The sequence below is a fragment of the Variovorax sp. 350MFTsu5.1 genome (genome assembly GCF_048302515.1).
GTDB classification, from domain to species: domain Bacteria; phylum Pseudomonadota; class Gammaproteobacteria; order Burkholderiales; family Burkholderiaceae_C; genus Variovorax; species Variovorax guangxiensis.
In genome coordinates, this window is the sequence record NZ_CP157620.1 from 4,246,123 (window position 1) to 4,265,359 (window position 19,237).

Below are 19,237 nucleotides of genomic sequence, written 5' to 3' on the forward strand. Positions count from 1 at the left end.
AAAGAATCTTCTTCAGGACGCCGGCACCGGCGTGACCTTGCGGATCAGATTGTTGAACGTGTCGGCGATGTACAGCGTTCCGTCGGCGTCCACGACCACGCCATAGGGCTGCTTGAACCTGGCGGCGGAGCCTATGCCGTTCTGCGCTCCGGTCATTCCCGCCTGGCCGGCCAGCGTGGAGACCACGCCCGCTCGCGTGATCCTGCGCAGAAGATTGTTGCCCGTGTCGGCCACGTAGACGTTGCCGTCGCCGTCCAGCGCGACGCCGCCCGGCGCATTGAAGGAAGCGGTATCGCCGGGGCCGTCGGCCGAGCCGCTCGTGCCGGAGCCGGCGAGAGTCGTGACGACGCCACCGGGCGTGATCTTGCGGATCCGGTTGTTGCGACTGTCCGCGGCGTAGAGGTTGCCGTCCTTGTCCATCGCCATGCTGTAGAGCCCGCTGAAGAGGGCCGCAGCGCCGGTGCCGTCGGCGAAACCCGGCAGGTTCGGGGTGCCGGCGATTGTGGTGACGTCGCGGGCGGGGGTGATCTTGCGGATGACGTGGCTGTAGTACTCGCTCACGTAGATGTTGCCGGTGGCATCGCGGACCAATCCCGCCGGACCCGCGAACGAAGCGGCGGTGCCGTTGCCGTCGAGCGTCCTTCTCGCGCCGTCGCCCGCGAAGGTGGTCACGTCGGCCGACGGCGTGATCTTGCGGATTCGATTGCCGCTGAGCTCGGTCGCGTAGATGTTGCCGTCGACGTCCAGCGCGATGCCGCCGAGGCCGTCGAAGTACGCGGCCGGGCCGTTGCCGTCCACCGGGCCGTTGAAGCTGCCCCCGCCCGCGATGGTCGTGGTCTCGCCCGCAGGCGTGATCTTGCGCAGGAGCCCCGTTTGCACATCGGAGACGAACAGGTTCCTGTCCTTGTCGAAGACGATGCCGTAGGGCAGCGAGAACGATGCGGCAGGGCCGGCTCCGACAGCGGAGCCCGCGGCGCCGGAGCCGGCGAACACCGACACCTGCGCCTGTGCCGCCGAACAGGCGACCGCGACGTCGGCCACGTCGGCCGAAACCTTGCCGCTGCCCATTGTCACGGTGCAGAACTGCCAAAGCGGCTGGGTGCGCACGCTGACCTCGTAGGCCGAGCCTTCGGCGATCGCGGTCGCAAAAGTGAACTTGCCGTCGGCCGTGAGCTTCAGGTCGTCACCCGCGTTGTTCTGGAGCACCACGCTGCCGGCAAGGCCGCTGAGGGTGCCGCCGACCGTGTGCTTCACGACGACAGGGGGTTCCGGCGTCTGGGCCGGTGGAACGGAGGGCACGAAGGGTACGAAGCCCGTTGCGCCACCACCTCCGCCGCCACCGCCGCAGGAGGCCAGCAGCACGATTGCGCCAGCCACGGCGCCGCGGCGCCCACAAGAACTCACTCTATTCAGGAACATCCTCTGCCTCTTTGGTTTTCTGCGGATTCGCACAAACAGGAAAGCGCGAATCCATCTGTCGCCGGGGCCCTCCAGCTGGCCTGGACGTATCAGATTGTTAGATCTTGTTATCTTTTGGACTCATATGCCATAGCCGAAATTGGGTATGGCGCGCGCCAGCCCTCGATGCCTACCGGATTCCGTAGAAATGACGGATTGGCGCAAACCGGGGGCCCACTGGAGCGTGCACTGGAGGAAAATCCATTGCATACAAAGGCAATAACACCTCCCAGCGCCATGAAGACACTCGACGAACTCTTTGCCAATGACGAGTCGCTGCCCACTGTTCCGAGGGTGGTGTCCGACCTGATGGAGATGCTGAGGGACGACGACGTGTCCTTCTCGGCGGTCGCTCACCGCATCGAACTCGACCAGGTGCTGGCGGCCAAGGTGCTGCAGATGATCAATTCGCCACTCTTCGGGCTGCGGCGCAAGATTTCCTCGATACAGGGCGCGATCCTGATGCTCGGGCTCTCGGCGATCCGCTCGGTGGTGGTGAGTTCGGGCCTGGCGGGCGCCTTCAGGAAGGTGGAAGGCGTCAGCCTCCCGGCGTTCTGGGCCCACAGCCTGCGCGTGGCTTCTGCGTCGCGGTATCTGGCTTCCAAGACCCGGCACGTGGACCCCAACCTGGCGTTCACCGCGGGCAGCATGCATGCCATCGGCCACCTGATCATGGCCCAGGCGATGCCGGGCCGGATCGCCGCGCTGAACGCCCTCCATCCCTTCGAGGCGCTGGGGCGCGCGCAGCTGGAGCTGGTCGAGTTCGGCTACCACTACGGCGACGTGAGCGCCTCGCTGGCGCAGCGCTGGGGCTTCGCGCCCGACCTGGTCGGCGGGCTTTCGAGCTTCGTGAACCCCGACAAGTCGGAGCATGCCGACGCACTCGGCGGCGTTCTGCACCTGGCCGTGTGGCGCGTGGCGCTGGAGCGCCAGGGCGTGGACCTGGGCAATCTGGGCGGCGTCTGGCCGAGCCAGTCGGCCATCGCTGCCGGCATCACCGAGGACATCGTCCAGGAAATGCCTGCGCCGCGCGAACTGGCGGCGGAACTCGAATCGATGATCGCCTGACGGCGGCCGTCACGAGGCCTGCGCGGCGACCACCTCGCGCAGCCGCTGGTGCTCGGCACCGTCCCACTCAACGGGCTGCTGGTTCTTCGCGCGCAGATAGTGGTGCGAGAACACCGGCAGATAGGCTTCGAGCGTCTGCCCTGCCGCATGCTCGCCTGCCAGGTTCAGGCACATCGCGGCGACCTCGCTGGTGCAGAAGTGGTCTTCGCGGCCTGAGTTGCGCAGCTTGTACTGCGTGATCTGCTCCGGGCGAAGGCTCAGCACCGGCAGCCGGTCGAGGTACGGGCTCCTGCGGAACATCTTGCGCGCCTCGGCCCATGTCGCGTCGAACAGGATGAAGAGCGGGCGCTTCGCAGCGGGCGGCTCCACGCCCAGCACCACCCGCTCCGGCTGCGCGTACTGTCCCGGAAACACCACGTAGGGCTGCCATTGCGGGTCGTTCAGCAGCGCCAGCAGCGCAGAATCGACCTCGGTGCGGGCCCAGCCGAAGGCGAAGGTGTCGGCCACCACGTCGGCGACCAGCCAGCCGGTGTTGGTGGGCTTGAGCGGCTCGATGTCCGCCATGATCAGGCAGACGCCCGCGCGCGTTGCGACCGAGGGGCGGATGGCGCACATGCAGTGGCTGGGCACCAGCCGGCAGCCCGCACAGCGCTCGCGCTTGAAGCCGCCACGGGCAAGAAAAGGCTTGGCGCTTCGCGCCAGCCGTGCGGCGCGAAGAAGGGAAACGGCGTGAGGCATGCGGGGATTCTCGGCGGTGTTGCAGCCCGCCCTGCGATCAGGCTGAAGTGGCGTCCCGGTCGATGCCGGCGACCAGCTCCTGAAGCCACGCCCGATGGGCGCTGAAGCTGCCAAGCTGCTCCTCGAAGGCTTCCCTCGCCGTCAGGTACCGCTCCAGGAAGCGGAATCCGACCATTCCGGCGGCGTCGCGCAGCACTTCATCGGACAGGTCGCATTCGCAGAGGAAGTCGAAGCGCGTCGCCCAGAACCCCTGCTCGGTGCCGGCGACCCTTTCGAAGTCCTGAGGCAATTCGATGCTGAACTCGATGAACTCCAGGCTGCCCTCCGCTGCCCGGAGGCCGCAGACCCTGCTGCCGTGGTCCCACAGCGGAACCAGCGTGGGCCCTTCGGGCACGTCCGCGCCGTTGTAGACGTAGAACGGCGGTCCCAGGCAGGAGTCCCGCAACGCCTCGTGGATGCACTGGCCGGCAGCCAGCTGCATCAGCGGGGCGGATGCTCCGAGCCGCTGCAGCTCGGACATTCGCAGGTGTTCGGCGATCACGGCCATGTTTCTTTCCCGATCCGTCCTGTATCAGCCCGGATCATGGCTCATGACGCCTTGGAGCCGACGCCGCTAGACCAGCCGCAAGTCCTTCGGCGCCACGCCCTCGAACACCCGCCCCAGCTGCGCCGGCGACAGCCCGTACATCCGCTGGAACAACCCGCCGAACACCGCCCGGTACTCGTTGAGCACCGGATAGTCGCGGTTCTGGAACAGCGTCGCCTGCGTCAGCGCCTGCTGCTCGCCCACCACGCGCCCGCCGGCCTGCGCCGAGAGGCCGCCGCCGAGCACCCAGTAGACGGTGCCGTGGCCGTGGTCGGTGCCGCGGTTGCCGTTTTCGCGGAAGGTGCGGCCGAACTCGCTGATGACGACCACCACGGTCTGGCGCCATGCGTCGTCGCCCATCTCCTGGGCGAAGCCGGCCACGCCGCGGCCCAGTTCTTCGAAACGGTTGGCAAGGTAGCCGTTGGCGCCGCCCTGCCCCACGTGGGTGTCCCAGCCGCCGACGTCGACGAAGCCGAGGTCGAAGCGGTCGCGCATCAGCAGCGCCATGCGGCGCGCCACCAGCTCGAAGCCCTTGGCGGACATGGCGTTGCGGCTGGCGGCGTCCATCTCGGCCTGCACCGCGCGCATGACTTCGTCGCGCACCTGGAAGCCCTCGGCTACGGGCTGGGCCAGCGTGGTATTGCGGTACATGGAGGCGATGACCTGGCTCTGCCGCGCGTCGATGCCCGAACGCGCATTGCCGGCCAGCGCCATGTTGGCGGCCTTGGCGTTGCCGCGCATCGAGATCGGCAGCTGGTCGGTGAAGGCGATGGGCGACACGTCGGTGACGGGCCCCGCGCCGAGCACGCCGGCCAGCCGGTTGAGAAAGCCCGAGCGGTAGTCGCGGCGCTTGTCGAGCGCCTGCCCGAGCTCGATGGAGTCCTGCGTCTCGAAGTGGCTGCGCGTGAGGTCGTCGGTGCCCGCGAAGGCGACGAAGGACGCCTGCTTCTGCTGGAACATCGGCAGCACGCTCTGCGCCAGCGCGGGGTGCAGGCCCCAGCTGCCGTCCAGCGGCAGCGCGCCATTGGGCGAACCGGGCCGTGCGATGGCGATGTTGGGGCGCGAGGCGTAGTAGAAGTCGCTGCCCGTGGGCACGAGCAGGTTGCTGCAGTCGTAGGCGCCGCGCAGGAACACGACCAGCAGCTTGGTGCCTTCGGCGGCCGGCGCGGCCATCACCCTGGCGGCGGTGCCCGCGAACGGCACGGCGGCCGCGAGTTTCAGGAGTTCTCGACGTTGCATGACGGATGCCCTCTTCCTTGCTGTTCTATCGCCGCATCAGCTCGGGCGAGGCCAGCAGGAAGGTGTTCCATTCCTGCGGGTTCTTCGCCTGCGCCAGCGCCTCGCGCGTGTCCGCGCTCATGCCGGCCTGCATCTTGCGCACCGCGCGCGAATCGGCCAGCGGGGGGAACGTGGGCTTCTCCAGCGGCGCCTTGTCGTCCGCGCGGAACAGCACCGCGCCGTTCGCGCCGATGGCGCGCGCGATCTCGAAGCGGGTGTTCATCTGCCCCGCGCTCGCCCATGCGGCCTCGTTGAGCGGATAGCCGTCGGGCGTCTCGTGGCCGTAGAGCTGCTCGCCCATGCGGTTGATCCAGCCGAGCATCGGGTTCACGTTGGTGACCACGCGGTCGTCGTAGGCGAGGCGCACGCCGGCCATCACGTAGTGCACCGGGTCGCGGAACTTGCGGCCCAGCGAAGCCGAGAACTCGGGTGACTCGAACAGCGCCTTCAGCGTGATGGCAATGTCGCCGTCGCTGCGCGTGAAGGCTGCAGCCATGCGGTCGACAAGCGCCTGCGGCGGATCGTCGGCGACGAAGTACACGGCGAGCTTGCGCGAGACGAAGCGCGCGGTGGCCGGCGCGCGAGCGAGGCGGTCGAGCGCCTCGTCGGCCTCGGCCAGCCCGCGGCTCTGGATGGGCTGGCCCAGCAGCGTCTTCGGGCCGTAGTCGTGGCGGTTCGGGTTGAACTCGAAGAGGCCCTTGCGCACATAGTCGGCACGCACCGCCGGCCGCACGTTCGGCGGCGGCGCGTCGAGCGGCTGGTAGCTCACGCCCACGCCGGTGAGCACGCGTGCCAGCTCCTGCACGTCGGCCTGCGAATAGCCGCCACCGACGCCCAGCGTGTGCAGCTCCATCAGCTCGCGCGCGTAGTTCTCGTTGATGCGGTTGGCCGCGTTCTGCGCGTTGTCGAGGTAGCGCAGCATCGCCGGGTGGTGCAGCGTGGCGCCGAGCAGGTCGCGGAACCTGCCGAGCGCGTGCGGGCGGATGGCGTTCTCCTCATAGTCGCCCACCATCGCGCGGATGTTGTCCTTGCGCAGGTTGACGTTGAAGTGGTTCATCCAGAACCAGGTCATCTGCTCCTGCAGTTGGTTGGGTGAGTAGAGGGCGCGCAGCACGAAGCGCTGCTGCGCCTCGCGCACCAGCGCGTTGAGGTGCTGCTGGTAGGCCTGCCGCGCGGCCTTCTTCTGCTCTTCGTCGGGCAGCGCATCGGCCGCCTTGCGTTGCGCGTCGAGCCCGGTGACGAGCAGGTCGAGCGGCGTGCGCGAGATTTCCATCGCGTCGATCTGCGCCTGCGCGGCCGCAGGCAGCTGCGCGGGGCGCGGGTTGAGCTGATCGCGCATCCACAGCGGGAGGCCGCGCTTAGCGAGTTGCGCGTCGCTGCTCGCATTGGCGCCCCAGCTCACGCGGTCGAGCCAGCGCAGCCGCGTGGCCTCGTCCACTTGCTGCGAAGGCAGCGACACCGAAACCAGCGGCCGATGGTCTCCGGGCGCGGTTGCGCAGGCCGCGAGCAGCGCCAGCGCGCAGGCGCCAAGCGCCATCGATGCGCGCCGCATCGGGAAAGAGAAGATCGGCGAAACAGCGGCGGCCGGCACCGCCCTCACTCCCTGCGCAGGTCGTGGCGGCGGACATCGCCGACGGCGTGCTGCGCGGTGGAGAGCGCGAGGTCGACATGCTCGAGGCCGCGCTGCTGATACGGCCGCGAGCGCGGGTCGTCTTCCTCGCGCGCCACATCGGAATGCACCTTGCGCAACAGGTCGATCGCCGCGTGCAGGCGGCCTTCGCGCGGCAGCCATGCATCGGTGGGCTCGCGCCATTCGACGGGCTTGCCGTCGAGCCATGCGGCGTGCTGCAGGTCGCCGATGGCGGCGTGGATCTCGTCGATCACCACCTGCTCGTCGCGCGAGACCTGTCCGTCCTCGGGGCGGCGGTGCTCCACCTTCCAGGCCGCGGTGCGCAGGTCGGACAAGGCGTGGAGATAGAACGGGTGCCTGCCGTACTCGTCCGCCAGTGCCGGCAGCGAGGCCGCGGCCAAAAGAGCGAATAAGGGGGCGAGCGCGGCGATTAGGCTTTTCTTCTTCATCTTCGGGGCTCCTGTGTGTGACAGTGGTTTGGAGACGCCTCCTCAACCGCCGGAGCCCGCTTTGGGTTGACGGTCTTTACCGTCGTAACGCCGGGCAAAGATGGCGCCTAAGCGCCAGCTAAGTCAGGCTGTGGCAAGGCCCGAAGGTGCAGCACCCGCGATCTGGCGCAGGGCCCGCTCGAACACTTCGACGGGCTGGCCGCCCGAAATGAGATGCCGGTCGTTGATGATGATCGCGGGCACCGAGTGGATGCCGGCGTCGGTGTACATGCGCTCGCGTTCGCGGGTTTCCTGCGCGAACTCGTCGCTGTCCAGTATCTGACGGGCACGGGCCGCGTCGAGCCCCGCTTCGGTGGCGGCGCGCACCAGCACCTCGTGGTCGGAAGGGTTCTGGCTGTCGGTGAAGTAGGCCTTCAGCAGCAGCTTCTTGAGCGCCGCCTGCTTGGCCGGGCTTTCCAGCTCGGCCCAGTGAAGCAGCCGGTGTGCATCGAAGGTGTTGTAGACGCGCGGACGGCCTTCGGGGCTGAACTCGAAACCAACAGCCGCGCCGCGCTGGCGGATCATCTCGCGCGACTGCGCCTGCTGCTCGCGCGTGGAGCCGTACTTCTGGTTGAGGTGCTCGAAGGTGTCCTGGCCTTCAGGCGGCATCTGCGGGTTCAGCTCGAAGGGCTGGAAATGCAGTTCCGCGGTGATCTCCGGCGCCACCTTCCCGAGCGCCGCCTCGAGCGAACTCAGGCCGATGGCGCACCAGGGACAGGACACGTCGGAGACGAAGTCGATCTTGAGGCGGGAGGGGGAGGATGTGGAGGTCATGGCGCCATTCTTCCCGGCGCCACAACCCTTGGCAGGCGAAAGGTCTTCGCCTGCCAGCGCTCCTCAGGCCGCGGCCTTTGCCAGGCGCGCGTCCTGCAGCGTCTGCTCGCGCATGCGGTCGTATTCCTGCTTGTCGACCGGCACGGCGTTCGGGTCGCCCAGGTCGCGCATGTGGATGCGGTAGGTTTCGCGGGCGCTGAAGGCGGCCAGGGCGGCGAGCACCGTCACCGCGAAGGTGATGGCACCCACGGTGAACCACACGTTGGTCGAGCCCGGAGGCGCGACGGCGGCGAACAGCGCCGGCAGCAGCGCGGTGAAGGTGGTGCCGATGTTCTGCGAGATGGCCATGGCCGAGACGCGGTTGCGGGTGCGGAACAGCTCCGGATAGAAGCTCGGGAAGGTCGCGTTGTAGCCCTGGTAGATCACGCCCCACATCAGCAGCGACATGCAGATGGCCAGCGGCACGTTGCGGATGCTGATGGCGTACAGGTACACGAACGACAGCAGGCCCGAGACCAGCGCGCCGACGATGATCGGCGGGCGGCGGCCGATGCGGTCCGACAGGTTGCCCACGAACGGGATGACGATCACGGCCAGGATGTTGCCGAGCACCGGGATCCACAGGTACACGTCCTTCTGGAAGCCGATGCCGTAGGCGGCCTGCACGGCGTAGGCCGCGCCGAACACGGTGGCCACCACCGGAATGACGTTCATCAGCGCCATGCACACCACGCGCAGCATGTCGGCCCAGCTGTCGGTGAAGGCCTGGATGATCGGCGCCTTGGCAGTTTCACCCTTCTTGTCGACTTCGGCGAAGGCCGGGGTCTCGTCCACCTCGCGGCGGATGATGTAGCCCGCCACGATCACCAGGAAGCTCAGCAGGAACGGAATGCGCCAGCCCCAGGAGTTGAACGCGTCCTCCGGCATGTAGTGCGCCAGCGGCAGGAACACGGCGGCCGCCAGGATCTGGCCGGCCTGCACGCCCTGCAGCGTGAAGCTCGCGAAGAAGCCGCGTCGCCCGAAAGGAGCATGTTCAAGAATCATCGAGCTCGCGCCCGAGATCTCGCCCGCCACCGCGAAGCCCTGCACCAGGCGCAGCAGCACCAGCAGCACCGGAGCCAGCAGGCCGACCTGGTCGTAGGTCGGCAGCAGGCCGACGGCCACGGTCGAGAAGCCCATCAGGAACATGCAAAGCACCAGCACCTGCTTGCGCCCGTGCGTGTCGCCCCAGTGGCCGAGCACGAAGGCGCCGATGGGGCGTGCCACGTAGCCCACGCCGTAGGTCGCGAGCGAGGCGACGATGGCCGTCGTCGGGTCGCCCTTGGGGAAGAAGATCTGCGGAAAGATCAGCGCCGCCGCGGTGGCGTAGATGAAGAAGTCGTAGTACTCCAGCGCCGAGCCGATCCAGCCGCTTGCCGCGGCCTTTCTCGACTGGTGCCTGCCTTGCGGCTCACGGGCTGTGTTGCTTGCCATGTGTTGTCTCCAGTGGTGACGTGAAAAAAGAAATCAGCTCTCTGTCGGTCAATCGATCTGTCGATGCGCCGGCGGGCCTGTCAGTCCTGTGCCTGCGATGCCATGCGCGCCGGCGCATTGAGGGCGCCGTAGGCGTCGTAGTCGCCCACGCGCTGCGCGACCTCGAAGAACAGTCCGCCCTCGAAGCTCTCGGTATAGATGTGCAGGTAGTCGCCGGCGGGCGAGCGGTCGAAGAGCACGCCCGCCTCGCGCATGCGCGAAAGCAGCGCGGGCTCGACGTCGATGCGCGTGGCCAGGTCGTCGTAGTAGTTGTCGGAAATCGGAACGAAGCGCGTGCCGTTGGCGCGCAGCTTCGCGGCGGTCTCGAAAATGTCGGAGCAGCTCAGCGCGATGTGGTGCACCGCGCCACCGCCGGTCACGCTCAGCGTGCGCGCGGTGCGGGTGCGCTGGCTCAGCGACACGTTGAGCACCAGCCGCAGGCTGCGCTCGGCATTGGCGACGCCGCGGCTGCGGATCAGGCCGAACGGGTCGGCCAGCTCCAGGCTCTCGCCGGGCTCCAGGCCGAGCACGGCGCGCGTGAACAGCACCCAGGTGTCGAGCTGGTCGAGCGCCAGGCCCAGCGCCACGTGGTCGATGCGCTGCAGGCCGGCGTCGTTGGTGCCGGCGCCCTGGTCTTCGAGAATGAAGTCGGCCTCGTACAGACCGTTGGCGCCCAGCGCCTCGGGCACGAAATGGATCAGGTTGCCGCCCGGCGCCACGATGGCCGGCACACGCAGTTCGTTGGGCCCGACCGGACTGTCGTGCCGCTGCGAGCGCATGGCGGTGGCGCGGCCCACCGCAGCCAGCGGATCGCCGCAGCGCACGCCCAGCGCGCACACCGAAGTGCCGTGCGCCTCGAAGCGCTCTCGCGCGAAGGAATCGGGCTGGGCATTGACGATCAGGTTGATCTCGCCCTGGCGGTACAGCGTCACCGCCTTGGAGCGGTGCCTGCCGATGCGGCGGAAGCCCAGTTGCTTCACCAGCGTGGCCAGCGTCGCGGCCGAAGCCTCGTCGGCGGCGAACTCGATGAACGAAAGGCCCGAGAGCGCCGGCACCGGCGGCGGGTCGAACAGCGTCACCTGCTGCGCCACTGCCGGCTTGGCGAGGCGCTGGCGCGTTTCGCTCTCCAGATACAGCAGCGAGCGCATCGCGTCCACCGCGGTGCGGCGGTTCGGCGTCTCGCGAAAGATGTCGTTGAAGATCTCCAGCGACAGCGGCCCGGTGTAGCCGGCGCGCAGCACCTGCTCGAAGAAGCCGACCACGTCGAAGTCGCCTTGCCCCGGGAACGAACGGTGGTGGCGCGCCCACTGCAGCACGTCCATCGACAGCAGCGGCGCGTCGGCCATCTGCAGGAAGAAGATCTTGTCGCCCGGAATGGCGGCGATGCCGGCCGGGTCGTCCTTCAGCGAGAGCGTGTGGAAGCTGTCCAGGATCAGCCCCAGGTGCGGGTGGTTCGCCTGCTTCACGATCTCCCAGGCCTGGCCGTACAGCCAGGTGTGGCGGCCCCAGGCCAGCGCCTCGAAGCCCACGCGCAGGTTGCGGCGCGCGGCGCGCTCGGCCAGTTCGTGCAGCTGGGCGGCCGCCAGCGAAGGGTCGTTGACGGACAGCGGCGAGGTGTTGGAGCAGCACAGCATCGTCGGTGCGCCCATGGCCTGCATCAGATCGAACTTGCGCTCGGCGCGCTCCAGACTGCGGCGGAACTGCGCCTCGGGCATGCCTTCGAAGTCGCGAAACGGCTGGTACAGGTCGATGCTCAGGCCCAGGTCGCCGGCGATGCGGCCCAGTTCGGCGGCCGTGCCCTTGAAGTTGATGAAGTCGGCCTCGAACAGCTCGATGCCGTCGAAGCCGGCGGCGGCGACGGCTTCGAGCTTCTGGCGGAGCGTGCCGCTGAGCGAGACGGTGGCGATGGAGCGATGCATGGGGGTGGACTTTAGGAACACCCGGGCGTCGTCACAATCTATTCAGAGCCGTTTTGATCGATCATCGATCACACTCAACCGTTATTCGCACGAAATACGGGATACACCTAGGCCGCCCGCCCGGCTCCGGCCGCTCAAAGGCTGCGCCAGAAATCGATCAGCAGCCGCGCAAATTCCTCCGGCCGCTCTACGGCGCTCAGGTGCGCGGCGTCGATGGTCTCCAGACGGGCATGCGGAATGGCCGTGGCCATGGCCTGTGACATCGCCATCGGCGTGGCCTCGTCCTGCAGCCCGCCGATGACGAGCGTGGGCACGGCGACGCGGTGGTTGCTCTCGCGGAAGTCGATGGCGGCGACCGCATTGCAGCTTTCGATGTAGCCCTGCGCGTCGGTGCGCACCAGCACGTCGTGCAGCTTCTTCGCGGCTTCCGCGCCTTCCGGCGTGGCGGCCCAGGCCGGCGTGATCCAGCGCGACACCGCACCGGGGGCGATGGCAGCCACGCCCCTGGCGGCCACCGTCTCGACGCGCGTGCGCCAGGGCGTCTGGTCGGGGTAATGCGCGGCCGAATTGGCGATCACGATCGTCTTCAGCAGCTCGGGGTGGCGCACCGCCAGCGCCTGAGCCGTCATGCCGCCCATCGACAGGCCGACGAAGTGCACCGGCTCGCCGCCGGCCTCCCGGTGGATGAGCTCGGCCGCGTCCTGCGCCAGCGTCTCGATGCGCAGCTCGCCGGGCAGCACCTCCGAGGCGCCATGGTTGCGGTGGTCGTAGCGCAGCACCGTGTGGGCGCGCGAGAGTTGCGCGGCCACGCCGTCCCACATGCTCAGGTCGCAGCCGAGCGCATGGCTGAGCACGACGATGGGGCCATCGCCCTCGCGAACGACATTCAAACGGGTCATGGTGTGGTTTCCTTTTTCGGGTGTTGCAGACGCGGCAGCCAGAAGAACGCGATCGCCACCAGCACGCTGCCGGCCAGCAGCATGGGCACGACCATCGGCCAGGCGCCGTTGGAATAATCGGCATCGACGAAGCGCGCGGCCAGTTGTCCCGCGCAGAACGCGACCATCATCATGCCGAAGCCGGACCACGACACGGCGCGGCCCGCCAGGTGCGGCAGGTCGCCCACCGCGCCCGCCTGCCCGCAGGGCTGGTGGATGCCGTGGCCCAGGCAGTAGACGGCGTGGCCGAACAGCAGCGGCACCGCGCTCAGCGGCATCAGCCAGCAGCCCAGCGCCTGGATGACGGCGCCGCCGAGGCTCAGCGATGCGCCCAGCCGCACAGTGCGCACCGGCCCGTAGCGCCGCAGCAGGCTGCGGCACATGGTGGTGCTGAAGATGTAGACCAGCGAACCACCGGCCGGGATCCACCCGTACCAGGCAGGCGACCAGCCCAGGTAGCCGATGTAGACCATGGGCGACAGCAGCAGGAAGCAGAACAGCCCGCCGTAGGTCGTGGCCGCCACCGAGGCCCAGGCACGGAACGAGCGGCTCGCGAACACGGCGCGCGTGCTGCCGCGCGGCGCGGACGACTCGCCCTCGCCCAGGGGCCGGCGCGTCTCGCCGAACGAGCGCCAGCACAGCGCGAACAGCGCCGCGGCGTAGAGCGCCATCGCCGCCATCACCCAGCGCCAGCCCGCGCCCTGCACCAGCCACGCGCCCAGCAGCGGCGCCATCAGCCCGACGATGCCCAGGCCGGTGAGGCCGCGCGCCATCACGTGCGGGCCTTCGTGCGCCGGGTACAGGTCGCGTACGGCGGCGCGCGAACACACGAGGATCGCCGCCATCGAGAAGCCCTGCAGCGTGCGCCAGCCCGCGAGCAGCGCCACGCTGCCCGCGAAGGCGCCGCCCAGCGCCGCGAGCGCGTAGCAGCCCAGCCCCGCCAGCAGCACCGGCCGCCGCCCGAAGCGGTCGGCCAGCGGACCGCACAGCAGCTGCGCAAAGCCGAAGGCCAGCACGAACAGCGTGAGGCTGGTGCTGGCCGAGCCGAGCTCCTTCGCGATGGCGGGGAGCGCGGGAAGATAGCTGTCGGTGGCTACGGGCTGCGCTGCGAGCAGCAGCGGCAGCAGCAGCGCAAAGGTGACGTCGAAGCGGCCCTTCGTTCGTCCCCTACCTGGAGCAGGCGGCGCGGTCACTGCGCCAGCGGCGGCAGCAGGCCCTTCTCGCGCAGGATGCCCGTCGCAATGCCGAAGGCGTGATTGGCCACGGGCACGCCGCAGTAGATGGCGGCCATCATGATCACTTCCTTGATCTCGTCCGGCGTGAGGCGCGACTCGGGCGGCCCGTCGAGCGCGGCGCGCACGTGCATCGCGAATTCTTCGTACGCGTGGATGCCCAGCATCATCGACAGCACCATGAAGCGGCGCGTCTTGTCGCCCAGCGCGGGACGGCCCCAGATGTCGTTCCAGGCATGGCGCGTGATGAGCTCCTGGAACTCGGCGTTGAAGCCGTTGCGGTTGGCCAGCGACTTGTCGACCCAGGCATCGCCGAGCACGCGGCGGCGGTTGACGAGGCCGGCTTCATAGGCGCCGGGTTCCACGGGCGGGTTTTCGGGAGTGGTCATTGGGAGAGTTCCTTGTGTGCGTCGAGCCGGGCCTGCAGCGCCTTCACTTCGGCGAGCGCGGTGTGTCCGGCTTCGTGGGCGAGCGCGGGGGCGAACCATTCGTCCGCCGCGTCGCGCGGGAGTTCGGCGCGCAGCCGGTCGATGTTGGCGCGCATGCGCGCGGCGTCGACCTGCAGGCCGGGCAAGGCGCCGGCCATCGCGCGCACGCTGCCGTGCGCCGACATCAGCAGCTGCGGCCATTCGCCCAGCTCCGCCTGCCAGGCGCCGAGGGCGCGTTCGTGCTGCTGCGGCATGGCGCCGAGCAACGCGGCCACGCGCTGCGGCGCGCGGTGCGCGGCGGCGATGGCGACCATCGAGGCCACCGGGTTGCGCTTGTGCGGCATGGCCGACGAGCCGCCGCGCCCCGGCTCGCTGGGCTCGGTGACTTCGCCCACCTCGTACTGACCGAGCAGCGAGATGTCGACCGCGATCTTGCCCAGGCTGCCGGTCATGAGGCCCAGCTCGCAGCCGAGTGCCACCCATTCGTCGCGCTGCGTGTGCCAGGTCGCGCCGGGATCGCCCAGGCCGAGTTCCTTGGCCATGCGCTTGCGCACGGCAGCGCCCTGCCCCTTCATCTGCGCCAGCGTGCCGATGGCGCCGCCGAGCTGCAACTGCAGCGCATGTTTCGCGGCCTCGCGCAGGCGGATGCGGCTGCGCACCAGCGGCGCGGCCCAGCCGGCGCACTTGAAGCCGAAACTGGTGACCGATGCCGGCTGCATCAGCGTGCGCGCGAGCATAGGCGTCTCGGCATGCGTCACCGCCAGGCGCAGCAGCGCGTCGGCGGCCTTGGCGAGGTCGGCCTCGACGAGCGCCACCGCCTCGCGCGTGACCAGCGCCATCGCGCTGTCGATCACGTCCTGGCTGGTGCTGCCGAAATGCACGAATTGCGCGGCCTCGGCGTTGAAAAGGCCTACCGCCTCGCGCAGCGCCTTCACCAGCGGGATCGCGACGCTGCCGGCACGGCCGCTCTCGCGCACGATCTTGGCGACGTCGAACAGCTCGACCTTGCAGCTGCTGACGATCGAGTTCGCGGCGCTCTCGGGGATCAGCCCCTCGGCCGCCTGCGCGCGCGCCAGCGCGGCCTCGAAGCGCAGCATGGCGTCGACGAAGGCGCGGTCGCTGAAGGCGCCGAGCGTTTCGGATGTGGAGAGGAAGCCTTCGAAAATGCTCATCGGGCGAGCCTTCTTTCTTTTTCAATATTTCAGTTGCGCCACGGCGCGCAGTTCCTCGGGCGAGGCGGTGCCGAAGCCGAAGAATTCCAGGTACGCCGGAATCATCTCGAACAGCATGTCGGTGCCTACCTGCACCTGGCAGCCCTTGGCCTTGGCGGCCTGCAGCAGCGGCGTGTATTCGGTCTTCATGACCACCTCGCCGACGAAGGTCGAAGGGTCGATGCGGTCGACATCGAAGGGCAGCGGATCGCCCTCCTTCATGCCCAGCGGCGTGGCGTTGACCACCACGTCGTAGCCGGCCGGGTCCTTCGAGCCAGTGGCCACCTTCATCTGCGGATAGTGCTCGCGCAGCCGGGCGGCCAGCGCGTTGGCCGAGGCCTCGCTCATGTCGAACAGCATCAGCTCGGCGGCGCCCGCGGCGGCAATCGACGCCGCGATGGCCGAGCCCACGCCGCCCGCGCCCGACACCAGCACCCGCGTGCCCTTGAAGAGCCGCCCCTTGCGCTCCACGCCGCGCACGAAGCCGGCGCCGTCGAACTGGTCGCCCAGCAGCGTGCCGTCGGGGCGCTTGAGGATGGCGTTGCAGGCGCCGGCCACGCGCGCGGTGGGCGTCACCTCGTCGACCAGCGACATCGTCGTCACCTTGTGCGGCATGGTCACGAGCGCGCCGCGGATGTTGCTGAACTTGAAGATCTGCGGCAGCGACACCGCGTAGTCCTCGGGCTTCACGCCCATGGGCACGACCACCGCGTCGATGCCCTGCTTATCGAACCAGGGGTTGTAGATCATCGGGGCCTTGAAGGCCTCCGTGGGAAAGCCGATGTGGGCGATGAGGGTGGATTTGCCGGAAATCATTGGTGAATCAATCTGTGCAATCAAGGGTCGATGAAGGCTTTTTCAAGGAATGCCGCGGAACCGGCTTTGCCGGGCCGCAGGCGTTGCCCCTGCAAGGGGGTTGGCGAAGCGACACGAAGTGCGCGAAGCCTGGGGGTGAGCCATTTACGCCACGCTCGGGGAGCGATAGCGCAAGGGCTGCGCGATCTCGGCGTGCATCGCGGGCGGATAGATGATTTCGCGCAGGAAGCCGGCGTCGGCAGCCATCGCATCCGCCGCGTCCATGTGGCCGAAGTAGCGGAAGTAGTGCGGCATCTGCTGAATCAGCATCTCGAAGCCGGCCTGCGCATTGAGCCCGCGCGCACGGGCCGCGCGCACCAGCGGCGTGGGCTGGTTGCGCAGCAGGATGTCGAAGAGCGCGGCGTGGCTGTCCATGCGCGCCACATCGACCGGCGCCGCGTCGTCGTCGCTCAGCCCCAGCTGCGTGGCGTTGATGACGAGGTCGAAGCCCTCGGGTGCGTTGCTGTCGGCGGCGACCACGTTCGCGTCGAAGAAGGCGTCGAGCTTGGCCGCCACGCCGGCCGCCTTGCCGGCTGCCTTGTCGTACATGGCGATGTGCGCCGCGCCGTTGACCGTGCCGCCCTCGGCCAGCGCCACGCCGATGGCCGCGGCGCTCACGCCCGCGCCCAGGATCAGCACCCGCTTGCCGCGGAAGGGAATGTTGTAGTGGTCGAGCGCGCCTATCAGGCCCTCGCCGTCGAAGAGATCGCCCTCGAGCTGGTCGCCCTCGGTGCGGCGCACCACGTTGACCGAGCCCGCCACGCGGCCGAAGAGGCCGCAGCCTTCGAGCAGATCGACCACCAGCGGCTTGTGGGGCGGCGCGATCACCATGCCGCGCACGTTGCGCGCGAGGAAGGCCGACTTGAAGAACACCGCGAAGTCGCGCACCGGCACCTGCATGGGCAGCAGCACCGCGTCGATGCCGTAGCGCTCGAAGGCGGCATTGAACATGCGCGGCAGCCGCACGTTGCGAACCGGGTCACCGGGGATCAGGTAGGCCTGGGTGCTGCCGCTGATGGAATGGCTCATGTGCGTGCTTCCGTTCGTCAATCGCTCTTTTGGAGGGCGGATGGCGAGCTTTATAGTCCCTCCAGGCAACCCCTGCAGCCTTTGGGGCATCAAAACGTGCGACTATCGATCTTTTAAATTCAATGATCGATCACTTCGAGGGTTTTCACCTGCACCAATTGCAAACTCGAACCTTTCCGCACAGATCACACTTCCGCCCATGAGCAAGGACAGCAATCACGACCCGGCACCGCCTCCCGGCCTGGACAAGCGCGACTGGATCGCCGGCCTGGAGCGCGGCGTGAGCATCATCGAGGCCTTCGACGACGCCAACCCGCGCCTCACCGCCAGCCAGGCCGGCCAGCGCACGAACATGACCCGCACCGCCGCGCGGCGCTACCTGCTGACCCTGCAGCACATGGGCTACGTCGCCAGCGACGGCAAGCTGTTCTGGCTCACGCCGCGCGTGCTGCGCCTGGGCCAGTCGTACCTGGAGTCGGCCCGCCTGCCGCGCGTGGTGCAGCCCTTCCTGCAGCGTGTGGCCGCCGGCACCAACGAGATCGCCTACCTCAGCGTGATGGACGGCGACGAGGTGGTCTACATCGCCCGCAACGGCCCCAACCGCAGCATGAGCACCGGCTACGTGCTCGGCGCGCGCGTGCCGGCGCAGGTCACCGCCTCCGGCATGCTGATGCTGGCGCTGCGCAGCGACGCCGAGCTCGACGAGTGGCTCGCCACCCGCAAGCTCACCGTCTTCACCTCGCACACCATCGCGAGCATGGAGCGCATGAAGCTCGAACTTGCGCGCATCCGCGCCCAGGGCTGGGCGCTGTCCGAACAGCAGCTCGACCTGAACTCGCGCGGCATCGCCGTGCCGCTGCGCGACCGGCACGGCACGCTGGTGGGAGCGCTGAACATCACGATGCCGATGGGGCACGAGAGCTCGGAGGATGCGGTGGCGCGGGTGCTGCCGGTGCTTCGGGAGACGGCGCAGGCGATGCGCAACCTGATCTGACCCGACTGACAGCATTCCGACAGCATCCCCCGGGCACGATGTGCGCTTTCAATCCAAAAAGCGCTGGAGACAACCCATGTCCGACCTCTTTTCCCCCGACGACGCCCGCCTGAACCGCCGCGGCCTGCTCCAGGCCGGCGGCGCGGCAGCCCTCGGCGGCCTGCTGCCCTCGATGGCTTTCGCCGAAGACACCTGGCCGAGCAAGTCGATCCGCTTCGTCGTGCCCTTCGCGCCCGGCGGCAGCTCGGAGATCGTCGCGCGTTCGACCGCCGCCGAGCTCTCGCGCACCATCGGCCAGAGCGTCTTCGTCGACAACAAGCCGGGCGCGGCCGGCAACATCGCGATGGGCGAGGTGGCGCGCGCCACCGACCAGCACACGATCATCCTGGGCCACATCGGCACGCTGGCGGTCAACCCGTACATCTTCGCCAAGCTGCCCTACGACGCGAACAAGGACTTCAAGCCCGTGAGCCTGCTGGCCAAGGTGCCCAGCCTGTACGTGGTGCACCCCGACGTGCCGGCGAAGAACCTGAAGGAATTCATCGCCTACGCCAAATCGAAGCCGGGCAAGCTCAGCTACGGCTCGGCGGGCAACGGCAGCGCGGGCCACCTGGCCTTCGAGTACCTGAAGATGACGGCCGACGTGTTCATGCTGCACGTGCCCTACCGCGGCACCGGCCCGATGGTGACCGACCTGCTCTCCGGCCGGCTCGACGCATCGGCCATCGGCGCTGCGGCGGTGCTGCAGTTCATCAAGGCAGGCAAGGTGCGCTGCATCGCGACCGGCTCGGCCAAGCGCCTGCCGCAGCTGCCCGACGTGCCGACCGTGGCCGAGCAGGGCTTCCCCGGCTTCGAGATGACGCAGTGGTACGGCATGCTCGCGCCGGCCAGCATCACGCCGGCGCAGCTCGCCAAGCTTTCGGCCGAGACGATGAAGGCGGTGAAGTCGCCCGACTCGATGCAGCGGCTGACCAACGACGCGGCGGAAGCCATCGGCGGCACGCCCGAGCAGTTCGCGCAGTTCATCGCGTCGGAGCAGGCACGCTGGCAGAAGGTCATCGCAAGGGCAAACATCAAGCCGGATTGAGCCCCGTCGGCT

The 19,237-nt window shown here is 68.6% G+C and carries 18 protein-coding genes; 3 read left to right on the top strand and 15 right to left on the bottom strand.

Annotated features, from left to right (window positions below):
* Nucleotides 1–12: 12 nt before the first annotated feature.
* Nucleotides 13–1,377: an NHL repeat-containing protein gene (locus ABL843_RS19345; protein WP_418116918.1), complete on the bottom strand. Its 1,365-nt coding sequence runs from the start codon at nt 1,375–1,377 to the stop codon at nt 13–15.
* A 318-nt stretch (nt 1,378–1,695) separates the two neighbouring features.
* Here ABL843_RS19345 and ABL843_RS19350 point away from each other — a divergent pair, with 318 nt between their 5' ends.
* Complete coding sequence (locus ABL843_RS19350) at nt 1,696–2,526, top strand: HDOD domain-containing protein (protein ID WP_184636853.1); 831 nt, start codon at nt 1,696–1,698, stop codon at nt 2,524–2,526.
* A 9-nt stretch (nt 2,527–2,535) separates the two neighbouring features.
* Here ABL843_RS19350 and ABL843_RS19355 read toward each other — a convergent pair whose 3' ends face one another.
* The 14 genes from ABL843_RS19355 to ABL843_RS19420 form a co-directional block, all read right to left on the bottom strand.
* Nucleotides 2,536–3,264 (bottom strand): tRNA-uridine aminocarboxypropyltransferase, encoded by a 729-nt coding sequence (locus tag ABL843_RS19355; RefSeq protein WP_418116919.1) that lies wholly within the window; start codon nt 3,262–3,264, stop codon nt 2,536–2,538.
* A 37-nt stretch (nt 3,265–3,301) separates the two neighbouring features.
* The gene (locus ABL843_RS19360; RefSeq protein ID WP_418116920.1) at nt 3,302–3,811 is read right to left on the bottom strand and encodes a hypothetical protein; all 510 of its coding nucleotides are present in this window, start codon (nt 3,809–3,811) and stop codon (nt 3,302–3,304) included.
* Between the two features lie 66 nt (nt 3,812–3,877).
* A complete protein-coding gene (locus tag ABL843_RS19365) occupies nt 3,878–5,089 on the bottom strand; it encodes a DUF1501 domain-containing protein (RefSeq protein WP_418116921.1) in 1,212 nt (403 codons plus the stop codon).
* A 25-nt stretch (nt 5,090–5,114) separates the two neighbouring features.
* Nucleotides 5,115–6,680, bottom strand: a complete 1,566-nt coding sequence (locus ABL843_RS19370; protein ID WP_418116922.1) for a DUF1800 domain-containing protein — start codon at nt 6,678–6,680, stop codon at nt 5,115–5,117.
* Nucleotides 6,681–6,724: 44 nt separating this feature from the next.
* On the bottom strand, nt 6,725–7,207 hold the full coding sequence (locus ABL843_RS19375; RefSeq protein ID WP_418116923.1) for a hypothetical protein: 483 nt from the start codon (nt 7,205–7,207) through the stop codon (nt 6,725–6,727).
* A 123-nt stretch (nt 7,208–7,330) separates the two neighbouring features.
* Complete coding sequence (locus ABL843_RS19380; protein WP_126021874.1) at nt 7,331–8,020, bottom strand: DsbA family oxidoreductase; 690 nt, start codon at nt 8,018–8,020, stop codon at nt 7,331–7,333.
* 63 nt (nt 8,021–8,083) lie between these two features.
* On the bottom strand, nt 8,084–9,493 hold the full coding sequence (locus ABL843_RS19385; RefSeq protein WP_126021873.1) for an MFS transporter: 1,410 nt from the start codon (nt 9,491–9,493) through the stop codon (nt 8,084–8,086).
* Nucleotides 9,494–9,573: 80 nt separating this feature from the next.
* Nucleotides 9,574–11,451, bottom strand: coding sequence for a bifunctional sugar phosphate isomerase/epimerase/4-hydroxyphenylpyruvate dioxygenase family protein (locus ABL843_RS19390; protein WP_418116924.1), 1,878 nt, complete (start codon nt 11,449–11,451; stop codon nt 9,574–9,576).
* Between the two features lie 134 nt (nt 11,452–11,585).
* Nucleotides 11,586–12,350, bottom strand: coding sequence for an alpha/beta fold hydrolase (locus ABL843_RS19395; RefSeq protein ID WP_369661729.1), 765 nt, complete (start codon nt 12,348–12,350; stop codon nt 11,586–11,588).
* Nucleotides 12,347–13,582 (bottom strand): Bcr/CflA family efflux MFS transporter, encoded by a 1,236-nt coding sequence (locus ABL843_RS19400; RefSeq protein WP_418116925.1) that lies wholly within the window; start codon nt 13,580–13,582, stop codon nt 12,347–12,349. The genes ABL843_RS19395 and ABL843_RS19400 overlap by 4 nt, the downstream gene beginning before the upstream one ends.
* The gene (locus ABL843_RS19405) at nt 13,579–14,010 is read right to left on the bottom strand and encodes a carboxymuconolactone decarboxylase family protein (protein ID WP_126021869.1); all 432 of its coding nucleotides are present in this window, start codon (nt 14,008–14,010) and stop codon (nt 13,579–13,581) included. The genes ABL843_RS19400 and ABL843_RS19405 overlap by 4 nt, the downstream gene beginning before the upstream one ends.
* Nucleotides 14,007–15,221, bottom strand: coding sequence for a 3-carboxy-cis,cis-muconate cycloisomerase (gene pcaB, locus ABL843_RS19410; protein ID WP_418116926.1), 1,215 nt, complete (start codon nt 15,219–15,221; stop codon nt 14,007–14,009). The genes ABL843_RS19405 and pcaB overlap by 4 nt, the downstream gene beginning before the upstream one ends.
* 21 nt (nt 15,222–15,242) lie before the next feature.
* A complete protein-coding gene (locus ABL843_RS19415; RefSeq protein WP_418116927.1) occupies nt 15,243–16,076 on the bottom strand; it encodes a shikimate dehydrogenase family protein in 834 nt (277 codons plus the stop codon).
* A 144-nt stretch (nt 16,077–16,220) separates the two neighbouring features.
* Complete coding sequence (locus ABL843_RS19420) at nt 16,221–17,144, bottom strand: shikimate dehydrogenase family protein (protein WP_418116928.1); 924 nt, start codon at nt 17,142–17,144, stop codon at nt 16,221–16,223.
* Between the two features lie 199 nt (nt 17,145–17,343).
* Here ABL843_RS19420 and ABL843_RS19425 point away from each other — a divergent pair, with 199 nt between their 5' ends.
* Nucleotides 17,344–18,138: an IclR family transcriptional regulator domain-containing protein gene (locus ABL843_RS19425; RefSeq protein WP_369661724.1), complete on the top strand. Its 795-nt coding sequence runs from the start codon at nt 17,344–17,346 to the stop codon at nt 18,136–18,138.
* A gap of 76 nt (nt 18,139–18,214) precedes the next feature.
* Complete coding sequence (locus ABL843_RS19430; RefSeq protein WP_418116929.1) at nt 18,215–19,225, top strand: Bug family tripartite tricarboxylate transporter substrate binding protein; 1,011 nt, start codon at nt 18,215–18,217, stop codon at nt 19,223–19,225.
* Nucleotides 19,226–19,237: the final 12 nt, after the last annotated feature.

Excerpts from the sequence above, each read along its gene's own strand:
- ABL843_RS19365 (WP_418116921.1), bottom strand. The coding sequence starts at position 5,089 with ATGCAACGTCGAGAACTCCTGAAACTCGCGGCCGCCGTGCCGTTCGCG.
- ABL843_RS19355 (WP_418116919.1), bottom strand. The coding sequence starts at position 3,264 with ATGCCTCACGCCGTTTCCCTTCTTCGCGCCGCACGGCTGGCGCGAAGC.
- ABL843_RS19405 (WP_126021869.1), bottom strand. The coding sequence starts at position 14,010 with ATGACCACTCCCGAAAACCCGCCCGTGGAACCCGGCGCCTATGAAGCC.
- pcaB (WP_418116926.1), bottom strand. The coding sequence starts at position 15,221 with ATGAGCATTTTCGAAGGCTTCCTCTCCACATCCGAAACGCTCGGCGCC.
- ABL843_RS19390 (WP_418116924.1), bottom strand. The coding sequence starts at position 11,451 with ATGCATCGCTCCATCGCCACCGTCTCGCTCAGCGGCACGCTCCGCCAG.
- ABL843_RS19375 (WP_418116923.1), bottom strand. The coding sequence starts at position 7,207 with ATGAAGAAGAAAAGCCTAATCGCCGCGCTCGCCCCCTTATTCGCTCTT.
- ABL843_RS19350 (WP_184636853.1), top strand. The coding sequence starts at position 1,696 with ATGAAGACACTCGACGAACTCTTTGCCAATGACGAGTCGCTGCCCACT.
- ABL843_RS19370 (WP_418116922.1), bottom strand. The coding sequence starts at position 6,680 with ATGCGGCGCGCATCGATGGCGCTTGGCGCCTGCGCGCTGGCGCTGCTC.
- ABL843_RS19360 (WP_418116920.1), bottom strand. The coding sequence starts at position 3,811 with ATGGCCGTGATCGCCGAACACCTGCGAATGTCCGAGCTGCAGCGGCTC.
- ABL843_RS19395 (WP_369661729.1), bottom strand. The coding sequence starts at position 12,350 with ATGACCCGTTTGAATGTCGTTCGCGAGGGCGATGGCCCCATCGTCGTG.
- ABL843_RS19420 (WP_418116928.1), bottom strand. The coding sequence starts at position 17,144 with ATGAGCCATTCCATCAGCGGCAGCACCCAGGCCTACCTGATCCCCGGT.
- ABL843_RS19430 (WP_418116929.1), top strand. The coding sequence starts at position 18,215 with ATGTCCGACCTCTTTTCCCCCGACGACGCCCGCCTGAACCGCCGCGGC.
- ABL843_RS19385 (WP_126021873.1), bottom strand. The coding sequence starts at position 9,493 with ATGGCAAGCAACACAGCCCGTGAGCCGCAAGGCAGGCACCAGTCGAGA.
- ABL843_RS19415 (WP_418116927.1), bottom strand. The coding sequence starts at position 16,076 with ATGATTTCCGGCAAATCCACCCTCATCGCCCACATCGGCTTTCCCACG.
- ABL843_RS19380 (WP_126021874.1), bottom strand. The coding sequence starts at position 8,020 with ATGACCTCCACATCCTCCCCCTCCCGCCTCAAGATCGACTTCGTCTCC.
- ABL843_RS19425 (WP_369661724.1), top strand. The coding sequence starts at position 17,344 with ATGAGCAAGGACAGCAATCACGACCCGGCACCGCCTCCCGGCCTGGAC.